15 protein-coding genes are annotated in these 15583 nt (G+C 67.1%); 10 read left to right on the forward strand and 5 right to left on the reverse strand.

The window, feature by feature from the left end; translation table 11 throughout:
* The 6 genes from CXQ91_RS22785 to dhaM form a co-directional block, all read left to right on the forward strand.
* Positions 1-195 (forward strand): hypothetical protein (locus CXQ91_RS22785; RefSeq protein WP_146072420.1); only part of this gene is annotated, 195 nt, incomplete at its 5' end.
* Between the two features lie 163 nt (positions 196-358).
* Complete coding sequence (locus CXQ91_RS22790; protein WP_104176140.1) at positions 359-2488, forward strand: prolyl oligopeptidase family serine peptidase; 2130 nt, start codon at positions 359-361, stop codon at positions 2486-2488.
* A gap of 28 nt (positions 2489-2516) precedes the next feature.
* Positions 2517-3026 (forward strand): amino-acid N-acetyltransferase, encoded by a 510-nt coding sequence (locus CXQ91_RS22795; protein WP_104176141.1) that lies wholly within the window; start codon positions 2517-2519, stop codon positions 3024-3026.
* A gap of 462 nt (positions 3027-3488) precedes the next feature.
* Positions 3489-4490, forward strand: coding sequence for a dihydroxyacetone kinase subunit DhaK (dhaK, locus tag CXQ91_RS22800; protein WP_104176142.1), 1002 nt, complete (start codon positions 3489-3491; stop codon positions 4488-4490).
* A gap of 2 nt (positions 4491-4492) precedes the next feature.
* Positions 4493-5125: a dihydroxyacetone kinase subunit DhaL gene (gene dhaL / locus CXQ91_RS22805; RefSeq protein WP_104176169.1), complete on the forward strand. Its 633-nt coding sequence runs from the start codon at positions 4493-4495 to the stop codon at positions 5123-5125.
* Positions 5122-5805 (forward strand): dihydroxyacetone kinase phosphoryl donor subunit DhaM, encoded by a 684-nt coding sequence (dhaM, locus tag CXQ91_RS22810; RefSeq protein WP_104176143.1) that lies wholly within the window; start codon positions 5122-5124, stop codon positions 5803-5805. Before dhaL ends, dhaM begins: the two co-directional genes overlap by 4 nt.
* Before the next feature lie 5 nt (positions 5806-5810).
* Here the strand turns inward: dhaM and CXQ91_RS22815 are convergent, their stop codons facing one another.
* Both CXQ91_RS22815 and CXQ91_RS22820 read right to left on the reverse strand, forming a co-directional pair.
* Positions 5811-6308, reverse strand: coding sequence for a hypothetical protein (locus CXQ91_RS22815; RefSeq protein ID WP_104176144.1), 498 nt, complete (start codon positions 6306-6308; stop codon positions 5811-5813).
* A 77-nt stretch (positions 6309-6385) separates the two neighbouring features.
* Positions 6386-7345 (reverse strand): A/G-specific adenine glycosylase, encoded by a 960-nt coding sequence (locus CXQ91_RS22820; RefSeq protein ID WP_104176145.1) that lies wholly within the window; start codon positions 7343-7345, stop codon positions 6386-6388.
* 113 nt (positions 7346-7458) lie between these two features.
* Between CXQ91_RS22820 and CXQ91_RS22825 the strand changes: the two genes are divergently transcribed.
* Positions 7459-8127, forward strand: coding sequence for a hypothetical protein (locus tag CXQ91_RS22825; RefSeq protein ID WP_104176146.1), 669 nt, complete (start codon positions 7459-7461; stop codon positions 8125-8127).
* Positions 8128-8206: 79 nt separating this feature from the next.
* On the opposite strand, the gene disA is transcribed toward CXQ91_RS22825, so the two are convergent.
* On the reverse strand, positions 8207-9283 hold the full coding sequence (disA, locus tag CXQ91_RS22830; protein ID WP_104176147.1) for a DNA integrity scanning diadenylate cyclase DisA: 1077 nt from the start codon (positions 9281-9283) through the stop codon (positions 8207-8209).
* Between the two features lie 326 nt (positions 9284-9609).
* Between disA and CXQ91_RS22835 the strand changes: the two genes are divergently transcribed.
* On the forward strand, positions 9610-11223 hold the full coding sequence (locus CXQ91_RS22835) for a peptide chain release factor 3 (RefSeq protein ID WP_104176148.1): 1614 nt from the start codon (positions 9610-9612) through the stop codon (positions 11221-11223).
* A gap of 49 nt (positions 11224-11272) precedes the next feature.
* Here the strand turns inward: CXQ91_RS22835 and CXQ91_RS22840 are convergent, their stop codons facing one another.
* The gene (locus CXQ91_RS22840; RefSeq protein WP_181039015.1) at positions 11273-12475 is read right to left on the reverse strand and encodes a CdaR family transcriptional regulator; all 1203 of its coding nucleotides are present in this window, start codon (positions 12473-12475) and stop codon (positions 11273-11275) included.
* 99 nt (positions 12476-12574) lie between these two features.
* On the opposite strand from CXQ91_RS22840, the gene CXQ91_RS22845 reads away from it, so the two are divergent.
* A complete protein-coding gene (locus tag CXQ91_RS22845) occupies positions 12575-13699 on the forward strand; it encodes a ferredoxin reductase (protein ID WP_104176150.1) in 1125 nt (374 codons plus the stop codon).
* A 13-nt stretch (positions 13700-13712) separates the two neighbouring features.
* Positions 13713-14888: an acyl-CoA desaturase gene (locus CXQ91_RS22850; RefSeq protein ID WP_104176151.1), complete on the forward strand. Its 1176-nt coding sequence runs from the start codon at positions 13713-13715 to the stop codon at positions 14886-14888.
* Between the two features lie 48 nt (positions 14889-14936).
* Here CXQ91_RS22850 and CXQ91_RS22855 read toward each other — a convergent pair whose 3' ends face one another.
* Positions 14937-15578, reverse strand: coding sequence for a class I SAM-dependent methyltransferase (locus CXQ91_RS22855; protein WP_104176152.1), 642 nt, complete (start codon positions 15576-15578; stop codon positions 14937-14939).
* Positions 15579-15583: the final 5 nt, after the last annotated feature.

Below are 15583 nucleotides of genomic sequence, written 5' to 3' on the forward strand. Positions count from 1 at the left end.
GCCATGGGTGCACGGCCGTTGCGCCGCACCATCCAGCGCGAGATCGAGGACCAGCTGTCCGAGAAGATCCTCTTCGGCGAGATCCACGCGGGCGACATCGTGGTGGTGGATGTGGATGGCGAAGGCGACGACGCCAAGTTCACCTTCGCCGGCAACGCCAAGCCGCGCATCCCGGAGATCGCCCCGAGCGTCTAAGTACCACGTCAACGGCCCCGCCATCCCGCAAGGGAAGGTGGGGCCGTTGCGTTGCCGCCCGCCTCCAGCCCGGCACCGGCGACACTTGCCATGGTGTGAAAGCACCCTTTCACCCGTAGTGAACTTACTGTGATCCAGCGCACAGCCGGTGTTGAATCTGTTCATGGCATTTGAAGACTCAGCGATCCTGAGCGAACAACCTGCGACCCCTTTCCACGACGTGGACCACTATCTCGCCATCCCGCGGGTGAGCGGCCTTGCGCTGAGCCCTGACGGAAAGCGCCTGGTGACCACCGTCTCCACGCTCAACGCCAAGGGGACCGAATACGTGACGGCCCTGTGGGAGCTGGACCCTTCGGGGGAGAAGCATGCACGCCGGATCACGCGCAGTGCCAAGGGCGAGGCCGGTGCGGCATTTGCCTCCAACGGGGACCTCTACTTCACGTCGGCCCGCCCTGATCCCGAAAGCCCAGAGGGCGACCCCGTCAACGCGCTCTGGCAGCTGCCCGCCGACGGCGGCGAAGCCCGTGTGGTCCTTTCGCGTGCCGGCGGGATCAGCCACGTGATGTCGGCCAGGGATACCGGCGCCACCTTCGTCACGGCGTCCATCCTGGCCGGTTCACCCGATGAGGAAGCGGACGAGGAGCGGCGCAAGAGCCGCAAGGACCACAAGGTATCCGCCATCCTCCACAGCGGCTACCCCGTGCGTTACTGGGATGCGGACCTGGGCCCGGATCAGCCGCGAATTTTCGCTGTGGAGCCTGGGGAGGAGAAGGAACCCGGCAAGCCGGCAACGGTTGACGCCGCCGCCCCGCTCAAGCTCCGCAACCTGACGCCGGACGCGGCGGGCCTTTTGCGCGACTCCGATTCCGTGGTCAGCCCCGACGGGAAGACCATCTACACAAGCTTCAACAAGCCCCTCGCCAAGGCGGACTCGCGGTCCGTCCTGGTGGCAATCGACGTCGCCACTGCAACGCACAAGGTCCTGCTGGACCATGAAGGCATGAGCTACTTCGCGGGCCCGGTGAGCCCTGACAACCGCACGCTTGTGGTGATGAGCGAATCCGACTCCACTCCCCAGCAGGCTCCGCAGGTCAAACTGCACCTGCTCGATGTCAGTTCCCAAGTGCAGTCGGAAGCCGAGCTCCGGCCGCTGGCCCACGACTGGGACCGCTGGGCCATCAAGGCGGCGTGGTTGCCGGACGGTTCCGCCCTCCTGGTGACCGCCGACGACGACGGCGCCTCCCCGGTTTTCCGGATCAGTCCCGCGGGGAGTGGGTTTGGGGACGGCAGCGCGGACGTCACCCGGGTGACGCGCGACGCGGCGGCCTACACCGACGTCGTGGTTTCACCGGACGGGCTGAGCGCCTACGCGCTGCGGAGCTCCTACGAATTTCCGCCCGAAGCGGTCCGGGTTGACCTGGCGAGCGGAGAAGTGACCAGGCTTCCTGCTCCGGCCGAGCGCCCCCGCATCCAGGGATCCCTGGAGCGCATCGGGACCGCCGCTGCCGACGGCTCCCGGGTTCCCGCGTACCTGGCCCTGCCGGAGGGAGCCTCCGCGCAGAATCCGGCGCCACTGCTGTTGTGGATCCACGGCGGGCCCCTCGGCTCGTGGAACGCCTGGACGTGGCGCTGGAACCCGTGGCTGCTGGCGGCCAAGGGCTACGCAGTGCTCCTGCCGGATCCGGCGCTGTCAACCGGTTACGGCCAGTCCTACATTCAGCGCGGCTGGGGCGGCTGGGGCAGCGCGCCGTACACGGACCTCATGGAGATCACGGATGCCGTGGTGGATCGCCCGGACATCGATGCGTCCCGGACTGCTGCCATGGGCGGCTCCTTCGGCGGCTACATGGCCAACTGGGTGGCCGGCCAGACGGACCGCTTTGACGCGATCGTCACGCACGCCAGCCTGTGGGCCCTTGACCAGTTCGGCCCCACCACCGATGCGTCACAGTACTGGCTGAAGGAGATGACGGCCGAGATGGCCCTGGCGAACTCGCCCCATCTGCACGTCGAGAAAATCAGCACGCCTATGCTGGTGATCCACGGCGACAAGGACTACCGCGTGCCCATCGGCGAAGGCCTGCGGCTCTGGTACGAACTGCTGTCCAAATCCCAGCTGTCAGCCGATGGCAATGGCCAGACGCCACACCGCTTCCTCTATTACCCGGACGAGAACCACTGGATCCTGCAGCCGCAGCACGCCAAGGTCTGGTACGGCGTCGTGGAGCACTTCCTGGCGAAGAACGTGCTGGACCAGGACGTGCCCCTGCCCGCTGACCTGGGGCTCTAGGCGGCAGGGCGGCCGTAAGATTGGGGCTGTGACTGAGACCTTCCGCATCCGCCCTGCCCGCACCAGCGACGTAGCTGCCATCAAGGGGCTTGTGGCTCCGCTGGCGGACAAGAGGATCCTGATGGCCAAGGAGACGGTGGCCTACTACGAAAGCCTGCAGGAATTCAGGATCGCGGAGGCGGCCGACGGCGAGGTGATCGGCTGCGGCGCCCTGCATGTGATGTGGGAGGACCTGGCCGAGGTGCGGACCCTGGCTGCCTCGGACGCGTGGCGCGGCAAGGGCGTGGGCCACGTGCTGGTGGAAAGCCTCCTCGAGGAGGCCCGGGCGCTGGGCGTCTCGCGCGTGTTCTGCCTGACCTTCGAGGTGGACTTTTTCAAGAAGCACGGCTTCGACGTTATGGCCGACCAGACCGCAGTGGACCCTGTGGTCTATTCCGAGCTGCTGCGTTCCCATGACGAAGGCGTGGCGGAGTTCCTGGACCTCGCCCGGGTCAAGCCGAACACCCTGGGAAATACCCGCATGATCAAGTTCCTCTAGACGCCTTCCGGCGCGTCCGGATAATGTCTGACTTCTAGCTCTTCCCATATATCGAATCGATGTATAAAATTACTAGAGCTTGCTTATGGCACCCGAATCCCGAACCACATCAAAGGACAGAAATGCGCGAGCACGCCATTTTTCCGGATTTTTCGGCGTTTCAAATGGATCTGCCTTCGGTCATGAGCCGAAGCGATCCACTAAGCCGGCCTCGCGAGGCGTCGGCGTTCCACATAGGCGCCGCCGCGTGGCCGGATTTCCTCCCGGATTCCTGGGGGAAGCGCTGAGGCCGGCGGGGGGATACAAGCTGGGAAGGAAAGGGACAGTCAATTGGGGGCTGTCCCTTTTCTTTGCCCTCGCTAGCCGAACGGTTACCGGCCGATTCGACAGGGCGCTACCGTTGCCGGGGCGGCGGTAGTAGGGTCAAGACAAAGCCGCCAGGACACTCCAGGGAGTACTCCAATGAAGAAGCTGATCAATGATCCCCGCGCTGTAGTGGACGAGTCCGTGGAAGGCTTCGGCCTTGCCCATGCGGACCTCGTGACCGTCAGTTCCGAGCCGAAATTCATCACCCGCAAGGACGCCCCGGTGGCCGGGAAAGTCGGCCTGGTCAGCGGCGGCGGCAGCGGACACGAGCCGCTTCACGGCGGCTTCGTGGGGCTGGGAATGCTCGACGCCGCAGTGCCCGGGGCCGTCTTCACTTCGCCCACGCCTGACCAGATCATCCCCGCGACGCTCGCCGTGAACTCCGGCGCCGGCGTCGTGCACATCGTGAAGAACTACACCGGCGACGTCCTCAACTTCGAAACGGCCGCGGAAATGGCGGAGGCCGAAGGCGTCCAGGTCCGGACCGTCCTGGTCAACGACGACGTCGCCGTGGAAGACTCCCTCTACACGGCCGGCCGGAGGGGTGTGGGCGGCACTGTCCTCGTGGAGAAGATCGCCGGTGCCGCGGCGGAACGTGGTGATGACCTGGACGCTGTCGCTGCCATCGGAGACCGCGTGAACCAGAACGTCCGCAGCATGGGCGTGGCATTGTCGGCCTGCACGGTCCCGCATGCGGGCGTGCCCAGCTTTGACCTGGAAGAGAACGAAATCGAGATCGGCATCGGGATCCACGGTGAGCCCGGACGGCACCGGATCCCGATGGAAAATGCCGACGCCATTACCGACCGCCTCCTCGAGCCCATCCTGAGTGACCTCGGCATTGCCGCCGGTGACAAGGTGCTGTTGTTCGTCAACGGCATGGGCGGGACGCCGCAAAGCGAGCTGTACATCGTGTACCGCCGTGCAGCGAAGGTGCTCGCGGACAAGGGCGTCACGGTGGAACGCTCCCTGGTGGGCAACTACATCACCTCACTCGAGATGCAGGGCTGCTCCATCACCGTTTTGCGTCTCGACGACGAACTCACCGGCCTCTGGGACGCCCCGGTCCACACCGCCGCGCTGCGATGGGGCATCTGACCGTGGGGCTTGATGTTGACTGGGCCGTACGGTGGCTCACCCTTTCTGCGGAGGCCATGGCGGACCACCGGGTGGAGCTGATTGAACTTGACCGTGCCATCGGGGATTCCGATCACGGCGAAAATATGGACCGCGGCTTCAAGGCCGTGATGGTCAAGCTCGCTGAGGCGCCGCCGGCCACCCCGGGAGCGGCCCTGAAGCTCACGGCCATGGCATTGATGTCCAAGGTGGGCGGAGCAGCCGGCCCCCTCTACGGCACGGCCTTCCTGCGCGCCTCCACGTCCCTGGGCGACGCGCCGGACATCGATCCTGCGGCCCTGGCCGCTGCCATCCAGGCTGCCCGCGACGGCGTGGTGGCCCGCGGCAAGGCCGAGCCCGGAGACAAAACCATGGTTGACGCGTGGACCCCTGCCGTCGAGGCGGCCGCCGCGGCCGCCGCTGCAGGGGACGGCGACGCCCTCAAGGTCCTCCTTGCGGCGGCTGAGGCTGCGGAGGCCGGTGCCGTTGCCACCGATCCGCTCATCGCCCGCAAGGGGCGCGCCAGCTACTTGGGGGAGCGCAGCGCCGGCCACCGCGACCCCGGGGCGGTCTCCACCGCCCTCATCCTGCGCGCCGCGGCCGGGGCGGCCGAATGACGGTCCGCTTGGTGGTGGTGTCCCATAGCGAAAAGATCGCCGACGGCGCGGTGGAGCTGGCCGCCCAAATGGCGCCCGACGTCGTGATCCTGCCCGCCGGCGGCACCGACGACGGCCGGATCGGCACCAGCCTGGAAAAGGTCATGGCCGCACTGGAACAGGCCGCCGGCGAAGACGGCACCGTGGTGCTCACGGACCTCGGCTCTGCCGTGATGACGGCCGAGGCTGCTGTGGAATTCCTCCCGGATCCCGACTCGGTCCTGTTGGCTGATGCGCCGCTGGTGGAGGGGCTCGTGGCGGCAGCAGTAGCGGCGCAGGCCGGAGCTGATGCAGCGGGCGTGAAGCAGGCGGCCGAGGCGATCCGCCGCGCTCCGGCACCCCAGGCGCCTGGGACTCCTGCCGAGGAGCCGACGCTGGGGCCGCCGGAAGCTACGGGTGACTTTGAACTGGTCAACCAGGCCGGCATGCACGCCCGGCCCGCAGCGAAGATCGCCGGGGGACTTGCCGGCCTGGACGCGGACGTGACAGTCAACGGCGTGGACGGTGCCTCCATGACCGGCCTGATGACCCTGGGGGCGGGCCAGGGATCGGTCCTCCACATCGAGGCCTGGGGACCGGACGCAGCCAGGGCGGTCAAGTATGTCGGAGGCCTGGTGGAAGCAGGGTTCGGGGAGCCCTGACGGGCTCAGCCGGCTTGCCTGAGGCCGTCGGCGTCCAACACCAGGCTGGCTGTGACGAACTTTCCGCACTGCTCACCGTACGGGTAGTCCGCCTTTGGCGTGAAGCTCAGATTCCGCGCGGGCAACGGTGCCCCCGCCGTGGTGGTGCCCGTGGCGGTGGCGTCAATGCGCGATTCGGTCAGGACATCCATCATCAGCATGCCCGTGAGGGTGCCGTCAGGCGAGGACGTCGCGGAGCATGTGCCGTCAGGGCCGCCCGAGGGTTCGCAGCCCAAGTCGACTGCGGTGCTGCCCGGCATCAGCTCCAGGTCCGCTTCCCGGCACGTGCCGTCCTGGCAGGCTTTAAGGTGGATGGCTTTGACAGCGGGTGCATAGCTGGCCGCCACCGTCAGGGACACCACCGGAGCCTGCGCGATAGCCGGGCACGGCACTGCCTCGGGCAGGCACGCAGACGGGAGCAGCGACGTTGTGACCACTGCCAGAAGTACGCCGAAGCTGCGCATGCTTCAGAGTAGATCCGCCAGGTGTGGCGGCGCCAGCACAGGGTGGTTTCAGTCCCGGAACGAATGGGTAACGGGCCTTAGGCGGGGAGCCGGAGGCCGCCCAGGTGCAGCTCGGCAAGGCCGTCGCTGACCAGCCCGGCCAGGGCGCGCTCGAGCTGCTCGGGCGCGGAATTCAGGCGGTGCAGGGCTGCAAGCGGAATGCCGATGCCGTCCGCTTCGAAGCCAAGGTCCGCAGGGGGCTGGTGGAACATTTCCGGCGCCACCGGGGATTCCGCGAGGCGGAGGACGGCCATCACGGCGCCCCGGACCTGCCGGTCAGTGCCGTGCCAGGACTGCCCCTTCGGGGTGTACGACGGCGGCGGCTCGCCAGCCGCCAGCCACGCGCACGCCCCGCGGACCGGGCAATCAGCGCACTTCGGCGCCCTTGCCGTGCACACCAGCGCGCCGAGCTCCATGACTGCCGCGTTCCAGCGGACGGAGAGTCCGACGTCGGCCGGCAGCAGTTCAGCGGCTAGCCGCATTTCCGCGGCGGTCAGCGACTGCGACGGCAACGCCGTGCCCGAAAAGAGCCGCGCATGGACGCGGCGGATGTTGGTGTCCACCACTGTCTCGCGGCGGCCGAAGGCGAACGCCGCGACCGCTGCCGCCGTGTAGCTGCCCACGCCGGGAAGTTCCAGCAGTTCGGCATGGTTTCCGGGGACCTCGCCGCCGTGCCGTTCCACAATGGCGACGGCGGCGGCGTGGAGGCGCAGTGCCCGGCGCGGGTAGCCGAGCCTGCCCCAGTGCCGGACAGCCTCGCCGGAGGCTTCGGCGGCCAAATGTGCAGGCGAGGGCCAGCGGCGGAGCCAGTCTTCCCAGACGGGCAGGACCCGGACCACAGGTGTCTGCTGCAGCATGATCTCGCTGACCAGGACCCCCCATGCAGTGCACTCGGGTTCCCGCCACGGCAGCTCCCTGGCAGTGGTCGCGAACCAGTCGTCAAGGATTTCGTGCAGGGTGGCCAGCGGCGGCGGCGCGGGGCGACTCGCCGGGGGCATGGCAGTGGGCAGGGCTAAGGCTTCGATGCAAATACTGTAGTGGATACTGGCCCGGGGTCCGCCTCCCGGCGTGGTGGTGCGTCAATGTGCCCGGGGTTCTCTAGCCTAGAAGGATGGTCAGGCAAGGCACTTCAGGAAAGAGCGGTTCGAAACCGAAGGGCACCGCCGGCCGGCAGGCGGGGCGGCCGCCGCTGAAAGCCGTGTACCGCCGTCGCAGGCTGTTCGTTGGCCTGGTGCTGCTTCTCATCGTCTCAGTGGCACTGGGCGGTTTTGCTGCCGTGTCCGGCGCCATGCGTGCCTCCGAACAGGCCTCCTTTACGGACCGGAACGGACCGGACGGGCAGGCCGCCCAGGCCACGCCGTCGGCAACCCCCAGCATTCCGGCGACGCCCACCTGCGACCAGGGCCTGGTGACCGTCTCCGCATCGACCGACAAGGGAGCCTACGCCGCAGGCGAGAATCCGTTGCTCACCCTGAAGGTCACCAACGGCGGCAAAGTGGCGTGCGAGGTGAACCTTGGCACGTCCCAAATGGAGTACACGGTGACCAGCGGTTCCGACCGGATTTTCTCCTCCGTTGACTGCCAGGCCGAGAGCGGCGACCTCGTGAAGACGCTCGAGCCGGGCCAGAGCGAGACCGCCAACTTCCCGTGGCAGCGCAACCGGACCGTGCCCGGCTGCGGGGCGGTGTCCGCCAAGCCCGGTGCCGGCGGGGCCTACTACATGTTCGTCGCCCGGCTGGGCACCAAGTCCAGCTCAAAGGCCGTCTTCCAGCTCAACTGAGCCGCTCTTCTGTATCGATTGCTCCGCAGGTGCCGTTATGGACGCCCAAAACGGCAGTTGTGGAGCAGTCGACGACGGTTTAGAGGAACCGGTCCAGGAGGCTCGCCTCGGCCATCCGGCTCAGGCCCTCCCGGACTGTGCGTGCTCGCTGGTCGCCGATGCCGTCCACGGTCATGAGGTCATCGATGGTGGCCGCCATCAGGTACTGGAGGCCGCCGAAGTGGTCAACGAGCCGGTCCGCCACTGCCTTGGGCACTGCCTTCAGGCCGGACAGGAGGCGGTACCCGCGCGGCTGCACCACGGCGTCGAGCGTGTCCACGCCACCGGCGAAGCCGATGATGCCGGCGATTTTGCTGAGGTCGATCAGCTCGGTGGGGCCAAGGTTGAGCAGGGCGCTGACGGCGCCGTCGATGTCCTCCGGGGACGCGTTCGGACCGGCGTAATCGCGGATGATCACATCACTGCCGGGTCCGCGGCCCACTGTTAGCTCGTCCAGCTGCAGCGAAAGCAGGCGCCCGTCCTCGCCTAGTTCAAGGACGTACTGGGAGATTTCCTCGGAGATCCGGCGCACCATTTCCTGGCGCTGCAGCGTGACGGCGACGTCGCGGACGGTCACCATGGCTTCGATTTCCAGCGCGGAGAGCGAGCTGGTGACCTGGTCCAGGCGGGAACGGTAGCGTTCGAGGGTGGCCAGCGCCTGGTTGGCCCGGGCCAGGACCTTTTCGGAGCCCTCCAGGACGTGCCGCAGGCCGTTCACGTAGAGGGCGATGATCTGCATGGACTGGCTGACCGAGATCACCGGGACGCCGGTCTGGATGGCGACGCGTTCGGCGGTACGGTGCCTGGTGCCGGATTCCTGGGTTTCGATGCTCGAGTCCGGAACCAGCTGCACGGCGGCCCGGAGGATGTTGCCGGCGTCCTTGTCGCAAATGATGGCGCCGTCCATCTTGGCGAGTTCGCGGAGCCGTGTGGGGGAGAAATCGATCCCGATATCGAATCCGCCGGAGCAGATGGACTCGATGGTGCGGTCCGAGCCCAGAACGATCAGTGCGCCGGTGCGCCCGCGGAGGATGCGTTCCAGGCCGTCGCGCAGAGCGGTGCCTGGAGCCACTCTGCCCAGAGTCGCCTTAAGCGAATCTTCAGGGCTCCGAGCCATAGGTTTTCCCTTCAAAGGTGCAGGCTGCAGCCCGCAGGTATGCCGGTTTTACGATTCCGCCGGCAGGATCAAAAGTACTCAATTTCCCGCTGGCTCCATCCTAGAGGCAAAGATGGGCATTAACCGCACGGACAAGCCTCAAAGTGGCCCATTGGGAATGATCCCGCAGGGGCTCCGGAAGGCCCCGTACGACGACGACTGGAGGCGGCAGTTGGCCGCCCACCGGCGGCGCCTCCCGCCCTGCGATAAACTGGGAACCTTGGCTGCACAGTTCACGCCTGCCGGCCCCCACGTTCCAGCCCCCATGTCGCAGCGAAAGTAGCACCGTGTCTCAAGAAGTCCTTAGCCCCGCACGAGTCCAGGAGATTCACAAACAAGCGGCCCGGCGTCGGACTTTCGCGGTCATTTCCCACCCTGACGCCGGCAAATCCACGCTCACTGAGGCCCTGGCGCTGCACGCCAAGGTGATCGGCACCGCCGGCGCCTCCAGCGGCAAGGCCAACCGCAAGGAAACGGTCTCGGACTGGATGCAGATGGAGAAGGACCGCGGCATCTCCATCAGCTCTGCCGCGCTGCAGTTCGCGTACCGGGACACCGTGATCAACCTGCTGGACACTCCGGGCCACGCGGACTTCTCCGAGGACACCTACCGCGTCCTGGCCGCCGTCGACTGCGCCGTGATGCTCGTGGACGCCGCGAAGGGCCTGGAAACGCAGACCATGAAGCTCTTCGAGGTCTGCAAGCAGCGCAATCTGCCCATCATCACCGTGATCAACAAGTGGGACCGGCCAGGCCTGGACGCGCTGGCGCTGATGGACGAGCTCACCGAGCGCACCGGCCTCCAGCCCATGCCGCTGACCTGGGCCGTGGGCATCTCAGGCGACTTCCGCGGCGTGTGGGACCTCCGCAACGACCGCTTTGCCCGGTTCCAGCGCAACAACGCCGGCGCCAACATCGCCCTCACCGAGTACTTCACCCCGGAGGAAGCGGCTGCCAACCAGGGCGACGACTGGTCCAACGCCGTGGACGAAGCCGGACTCGTGATCGAATCCAACCTTGAGTTCGACGTCGACGCCTTCCACTCAGGCAAGGCAACCCCCATCCTGTTCAGCTCCGCCGCCCTTAACTTCGGTGTCAAGGAAATCCTGGACGCCCTGGTGGACTTCGCCCCGCCCGCTGCCCCGCGGCCCGACGTCGAGGGTGAACCCCGCCCGGTGGACGCCCCGTTCGCCGGCTTCGTCTTCAAGGTCCAGGCCGGCATGAACAAGGCCCACCGTGACCACGTTGCCTTCATACGGGTCTGCTCCGGCATGTTCGAGCGCGGCATGGTGGTCACCCAGACCCGCACCGGCAAGTCGTTCGCCACCAAGTACGCCCAGCAGGTGTTCGGCCGTGAGCGCGAGGTCATAGACGAAGCGTTCCCGGGCGACGTCGTTGGCCTGGTCAACGCCTCCTCGCTGCGGGTGGGCGACAGCCTGTTCCTGGAGGACCCGGTGGAATTCCCTGCGATCCCGCTGTTCGCGCCGGAACACTTCCAGGTGGCCCGCTCCAAGGACCCCAGCCGCTTCAAGCAGTTCCGCCGCGGCATCGAGCAGCTCGAGCACGAGGGCGTCATCCAGGTGCTCCGCTCCGACATCCGCGGAGACCAGGCGCCGGTGCTCGCCGCCGTCGGCCCCATGCAGTTCGAAGTGGTGGAGGACCGCATGGCGCACGACTTCAGCGCGCCCATGCGCCTGGAGCGGCTCCCCTATTCGATCGCACGAATTTCGACGGCGGATGCCATGCCTGCGCTGGCCAATGTACAGGGCGCTGAGGTGCTGCTCCGCTCCGACGGCGAATACCTGGCCCTTTTCAACGACGTCTGGGCGCTGCGCCGGATCGAGAAGAACCACCCGGACCTGACCCTGGTGCCGATCGGAACGCACAACCCCGCGAAATAACGGACCTGTGCTGCCCTCCTACAGCGGGAAGCCGCCCGCGAGCCTTCTCCTAGCGCCGCCCTGCGTGCAGTGCGAGTTCGAGTTCGAACCGGGCCCGGGGGTCTTCCAGCGCATCGCCGAAGAGCTCGCGCAGCTGCGCCGCCCGGTATCCGACGGTCTGCGGATGGATGCCGAGCTCGGCGGCCACCGGGGCCCGCTGGCCCCAGTGCCGCAGCCAGGAGAGGAGGGTCTCCGCCAGCCTTTCGCGCTGCGCCGGACGCAGCCCTTCCAAAGGTGCAAGCCTCTGTTCCGCCAGCTCCGCGATGGCAGACGGTTCGGAGCCGAGGATAATCTGCGCCAGGTGGTCATCGGCCCAGATAGGCGGGTCGTCGGCGTCTTCCCGCGGCGGCAGGACGGACGCGGCCACTACCGCGAGCCGCAGGGAATCGGGCACCTTTTCCCAGCTGCCGGCCGGGCCCACTGCGGCGGACCTGCCCTTCAATGCTTTCTCCAGGGCCGCCCGGCCGGCCTCGGACTCCCGTGCCGGCACGAGGGCCACGGCATCGGTTTCACGTTCAACCACCAGCGTTCCCGGGCCCAGCTGCAGCCGGAGCCCCGCGGCCCGGTCCAGCGGGAGGGTCACCACCACCAGCCTCGCAGGGAGGGACCAGTCGGCCATGGATGCCGCCTGCCGCAGGGCGGCCTCGTCAGCCTGGCCCATCAGCAGCAGCTCCAGGAGTTCGGTCCTGCGCCGGTCAACCGCCCCCGCGCGCTCAGACTGTTCAAAAGCGTAAGCTTCTGCGCTGACAGCGGACAGCTCGTCGATGTAGGCCAGGATCGATTCGCCGAGGTCCACCACCACGCTCTGGCCCAGGTCCTTGTCCATGGAGATCCGCGACATCTCCCGGAACGTCACCCGTGCACCCATGCGATAGGCGCTCAGCAGCGCATCCATGCTGCGCCCCTGGCGGAATTCGCCGCTGCCCAGGCCGGCCACGAGCTCCCTGCTCTCCTCAGACAGTGCAGGCAGGCTGGTACCGGGCAGTTGGAGGAAACGCTCCAGCGCAGCGGCCACCCCGCGCCGCAGCCCGCGGCCGAAGCGCCCTTCGATGGGCCTGGCGTAGGCAGGAACCAGCTGCGGCACGGCATCGATGATCGCCTCCACAATGCCGGGCATCATGGGGCGGAGCAAGTCACTGACTTCCCGCGGCAAGGCGAGCCATGGCGGATCGTACGCTGGGGCGGCTGGACTCTTCGAGGCCGGAGGGTTCATGAGAGACTTCCATAAGTTGTTTCGGGGGAACAGTTTAGAACGTTCGATCGTATGCCTTGGGAGAAGAAATATGCCTCGATCCAACATAAGGTTAATAACATGATCCGGCTCCGTAAGCTGGCGCGCGCCGCATCTGTACTGACCACCCCGCTAGCTCCAGAAGACATTCTGTCGCTGTTCAACCCCGTGTTCTCCGCCCGCCAACTGCGCGGCGTGGTCACCAGGGTGGTCGCCGAGACGGCCGATTCCGCCACCATCTTCTTCCGCCCAGGGCGCGGCTGGAAGGCCCACCAGGCCGGCCAGTGGGCCCGCATCGGCGTCGAGCTCGACGGCGTCCGGCACTGGCGGTCCTATTCGCTGAGCGCCCCCGCCGGCCAGGATCCCGCCATCACGGTGACCGACGTCGGCGCCGTTTCCGGTGTCCTGGTCCGCGACACACGCCCCGGCGACGTGCTGTTCCTGGCACCGCCGCAGGGCGACTTCGTCCTCCCCGAGCACCCCCGCCCCCTGCTGATGCTCACCGCCGGCAGCGGTATCACTCCCGTTATGTCCATGGTTCGCACGCTGGTGCCGCACCGCCCGGACGCCGACGTCGTGCTGATCCATTCCGCCCGGACCCCCCAAGACAGCATCTTCCGCGAGGAACTGTCCGAGCTTGCCGACCAGTTCCCCAACTTCAAGGTCACGCACTGGTTCACCGGCGAACGCGGACGGGTGGACTTCTCCTCACCGGCGGCGCTCGACGAACTCTGCCCCGACTGGCGCCACCGCGCAGCCTACGCCTGCGGACCGGAAGGCTACCTGGACGACGCCGAAGCGCTGTGGTCCGCCGAAGCCGCCGTTGCCGCGGCTGCCGAAGGTTCCGCCGCCGGAGAGTCCCACCACCCTGAGGGGCCGTTTGCGGCTGACCCGATCAACCTGATCATCGAACGCTTCACCACCAGCCTGGCCGCCGGCGCGGGGCACGACGGCGGTCTGGTCACCTTTGAGGCGTCGGACCGCGAGGTGGAAGCGGACGGAAGCACCCCGCTTCTGGACGTCGGCGAAGACGCCGGCGTACTGATGCCCAGCGGCTGTCGGATGGGCATCTGCCACAGCTGCCTCACCCCCCTGCGGGCAGGGCATGTCCGCGACCTCCGCACCGGCGAAGTCCACGGCGAGCCGGGCCAACTAATCCAGACGTGTGTATCGGCAGCCGCCGGACCCGTTAACCTCGACATTTGAGGAGCACCACCGCATGGCAATAGTTATTAACCACGAAGCCGAGTCCACGGAAGACGCCGTCGTGCCCGCGAAGACGCGGCGAGGTGCGCTGGCCACTTCCGGCAGCCCGCTGGTCCGTCCACCGGCCGCAGCGCACCTCTCGGACGAGCAGGTGGCCGAACTGGGCCGCGAACTTGATGCCATCAAGGACGACATCCTGGCCAAGCGCGGAGCCTCCGACGCCGCCTATATCCGCCGCATGATCAAGATCCAGCGCGCACTGGAAATCTCCGGCCGCGCGACGCTCCTGGTTAGCCGGAACAAGGGCGCTTGGGTCGCGGGCACCACGTTGCTGAGCCTGGCCAAGATCCTTGAAAACATGGAGATCGGGCACAACGTGCTGCACGGGCAGTGGGACTGGATGCGGGACCCGGACATCCACTCCACCACCTGGGAATGGGACTTCGTCACGCCGGCCCGTGCCTGGCAGCACACCCACAACGACCTGCACCACCGCTGGACCAACGTGGTGGGGAGGGACAACGACGTCGGATATAACCTCCTGCGCATGGACCCCAGCCAGGAGTGGAAGCCGTTCAACCTGGGCAACCCGCTCTACAACGCCATCCTGGCCCCGGTCTTCGAGTGGGGCATCGCGATCTACGACCTCGAGCTGCAGGACTTCAAGGACGGCAACAAGTCCAAGGAAGCCCTCGTCAAGGACCTCAAGGCCCTCGGAGTCAAGGCGCTCAAGCAGTTCACCAAGGACTACGCCGCAACCCCGGCCGTGGCAATGCTGACCGGCTCCGGCAAGCAGGCGCTCTACGGCACCCTGACTGCGAATGCTGTCCGCAACGTCTGGGCTCACGCGGTGATCTTCTGCGGCCACTTCCCCGACGGGACTGACACCTTCACCGAGGAAATGGTGGAGGGGGAGACCCGTGGTGACTGGTACGTCCGGCAGATGATCGGTTCCGCCAACATTTCCGGTTCCAAGTTCATGCACCTCATGACCGGCAACCTTTCGCACCAGATCGAGCACCACCTCTTCCCGGACATTCCGTCCAACCGGTATGCCGAGGTGGCTCCAAAGGTGCAGGAGATCTGCAAGCGTTACGGCCTGCCGTACACCACAGGCCCGATCTGGAAGCAGGTCGGTTCCACGTGGGCCAAGGTCTTCAAGCTGGCCTTGCCGCCCAAGAAGGCCTAACAGCTCATACGACAAGGGGGCGCCTGCCGCACTGGCAGGCGCCCTTTGTCATGCCCGGGCCTTCTCCGCGGCACCAAGAATGTGGGCCACCCTCGGATTGCCGGGAAGGGCTGAAAATCCGAAGCGTTCCACCCTCAGCAGGGTGAAGCCCGCGGCTGCGATCCCCGTTTCGGTGTCGCGGTTCGGGTGGCAGCCGCCCGCCAACCGGCTCCACAGTGGTGTGATCAGATCCTCGGCAGTCGCAAGCACCCGGTGTGCCGAGCGGACATGTTCGTAAAACAGCAGGAGGCCGCCGGGCCGGAGGACCCGTTGCACTTCCGCCAGGACGGCGGACTGGTCGGTCACGCTGCACAGCACCAGGCTGGAGACGACGACGTCCACCGATTCGTCCGCGGCCGGCAGTGTCTCCGCCATCCCGTCGTGAACCGTGATGGGGACCGGTGCCTTGATCGCATCGGCAAGCGCCAGCGCCCGGAGCGTTGGGTCCGGTTCAAGCGCCAGCACCCTGGTCACGGCGGAAGGATAGAAGGAGAAGGTGGCCCCGTAGCCCGCCCCGATTTCGACCACGTCGCCGTACGCGGCCTCGACGAGGCGTTGGCGGTGGGCAGCTGCCCCGCGTGCGTCCATGCGCGGACCCACACGGGCGAAGTGTTGCCCGAAGGATGAATTTCGGCTGTTGGCTTCCGGCATCGGTT

Origin of the sequence: Arthrobacter sp. Y81 (assembly GCF_002929335.1) — a bacterium.
In the GTDB taxonomy this organism is placed as follows: domain Bacteria; phylum Actinomycetota; class Actinomycetes; order Actinomycetales; family Micrococcaceae; genus Arthrobacter.

What these genes read in the sequence shown, in the direction of transcription:
- dhaM (WP_104176143.1), top strand. Translation starts at nt 5,122, where the DNA reads ATGACGGTCCGCTTGGTGGTGGTGTCCCATAGCGAAAAGATCGCCGAC.
- dhaK (WP_104176142.1), top strand. Translation starts at nt 3,489, where the DNA reads ATGAAGAAGCTGATCAATGATCCCCGCGCTGTAGTGGACGAGTCCGTG.
- CXQ91_RS22820 (WP_104176145.1), bottom strand. Translation starts at nt 7,345, where the DNA reads ATGCCCCCGGCGAGTCGCCCCGCGCCGCCGCCGCTGGCCACCCTGCAC.
- CXQ91_RS22825 (WP_104176146.1), top strand. Translation starts at nt 7,459, where the DNA reads ATGGTCAGGCAAGGCACTTCAGGAAAGAGCGGTTCGAAACCGAAGGGC.
- CXQ91_RS22855 (WP_104176152.1), bottom strand. Translation starts at nt 15,578, where the DNA reads ATGCCGGAAGCCAACAGCCGAAATTCATCCTTCGGGCAACACTTCGCC.
- CXQ91_RS22840 (WP_181039015.1), bottom strand. Translation starts at nt 12,475, where the DNA reads ATGAACCCTCCGGCCTCGAAGAGTCCAGCCGCCCCAGCGTACGATCCG.
- CXQ91_RS22845 (WP_104176150.1), top strand. Translation starts at nt 12,575, where the DNA reads ATGATCCGGCTCCGTAAGCTGGCGCGCGCCGCATCTGTACTGACCACC.
- CXQ91_RS22790 (WP_104176140.1), top strand. Translation starts at nt 359, where the DNA reads ATGGCATTTGAAGACTCAGCGATCCTGAGCGAACAACCTGCGACCCCT.
- CXQ91_RS22850 (WP_104176151.1), top strand. Translation starts at nt 13,713, where the DNA reads ATGGCAATAGTTATTAACCACGAAGCCGAGTCCACGGAAGACGCCGTC.
- disA (WP_104176147.1), bottom strand. Translation starts at nt 9,283, where the DNA reads ATGGCTCGGAGCCCTGAAGATTCGCTTAAGGCGACTCTGGGCAGAGTG.
- CXQ91_RS22815 (WP_104176144.1), bottom strand. Translation starts at nt 6,308, where the DNA reads ATGCGCAGCTTCGGCGTACTTCTGGCAGTGGTCACAACGTCGCTGCTC.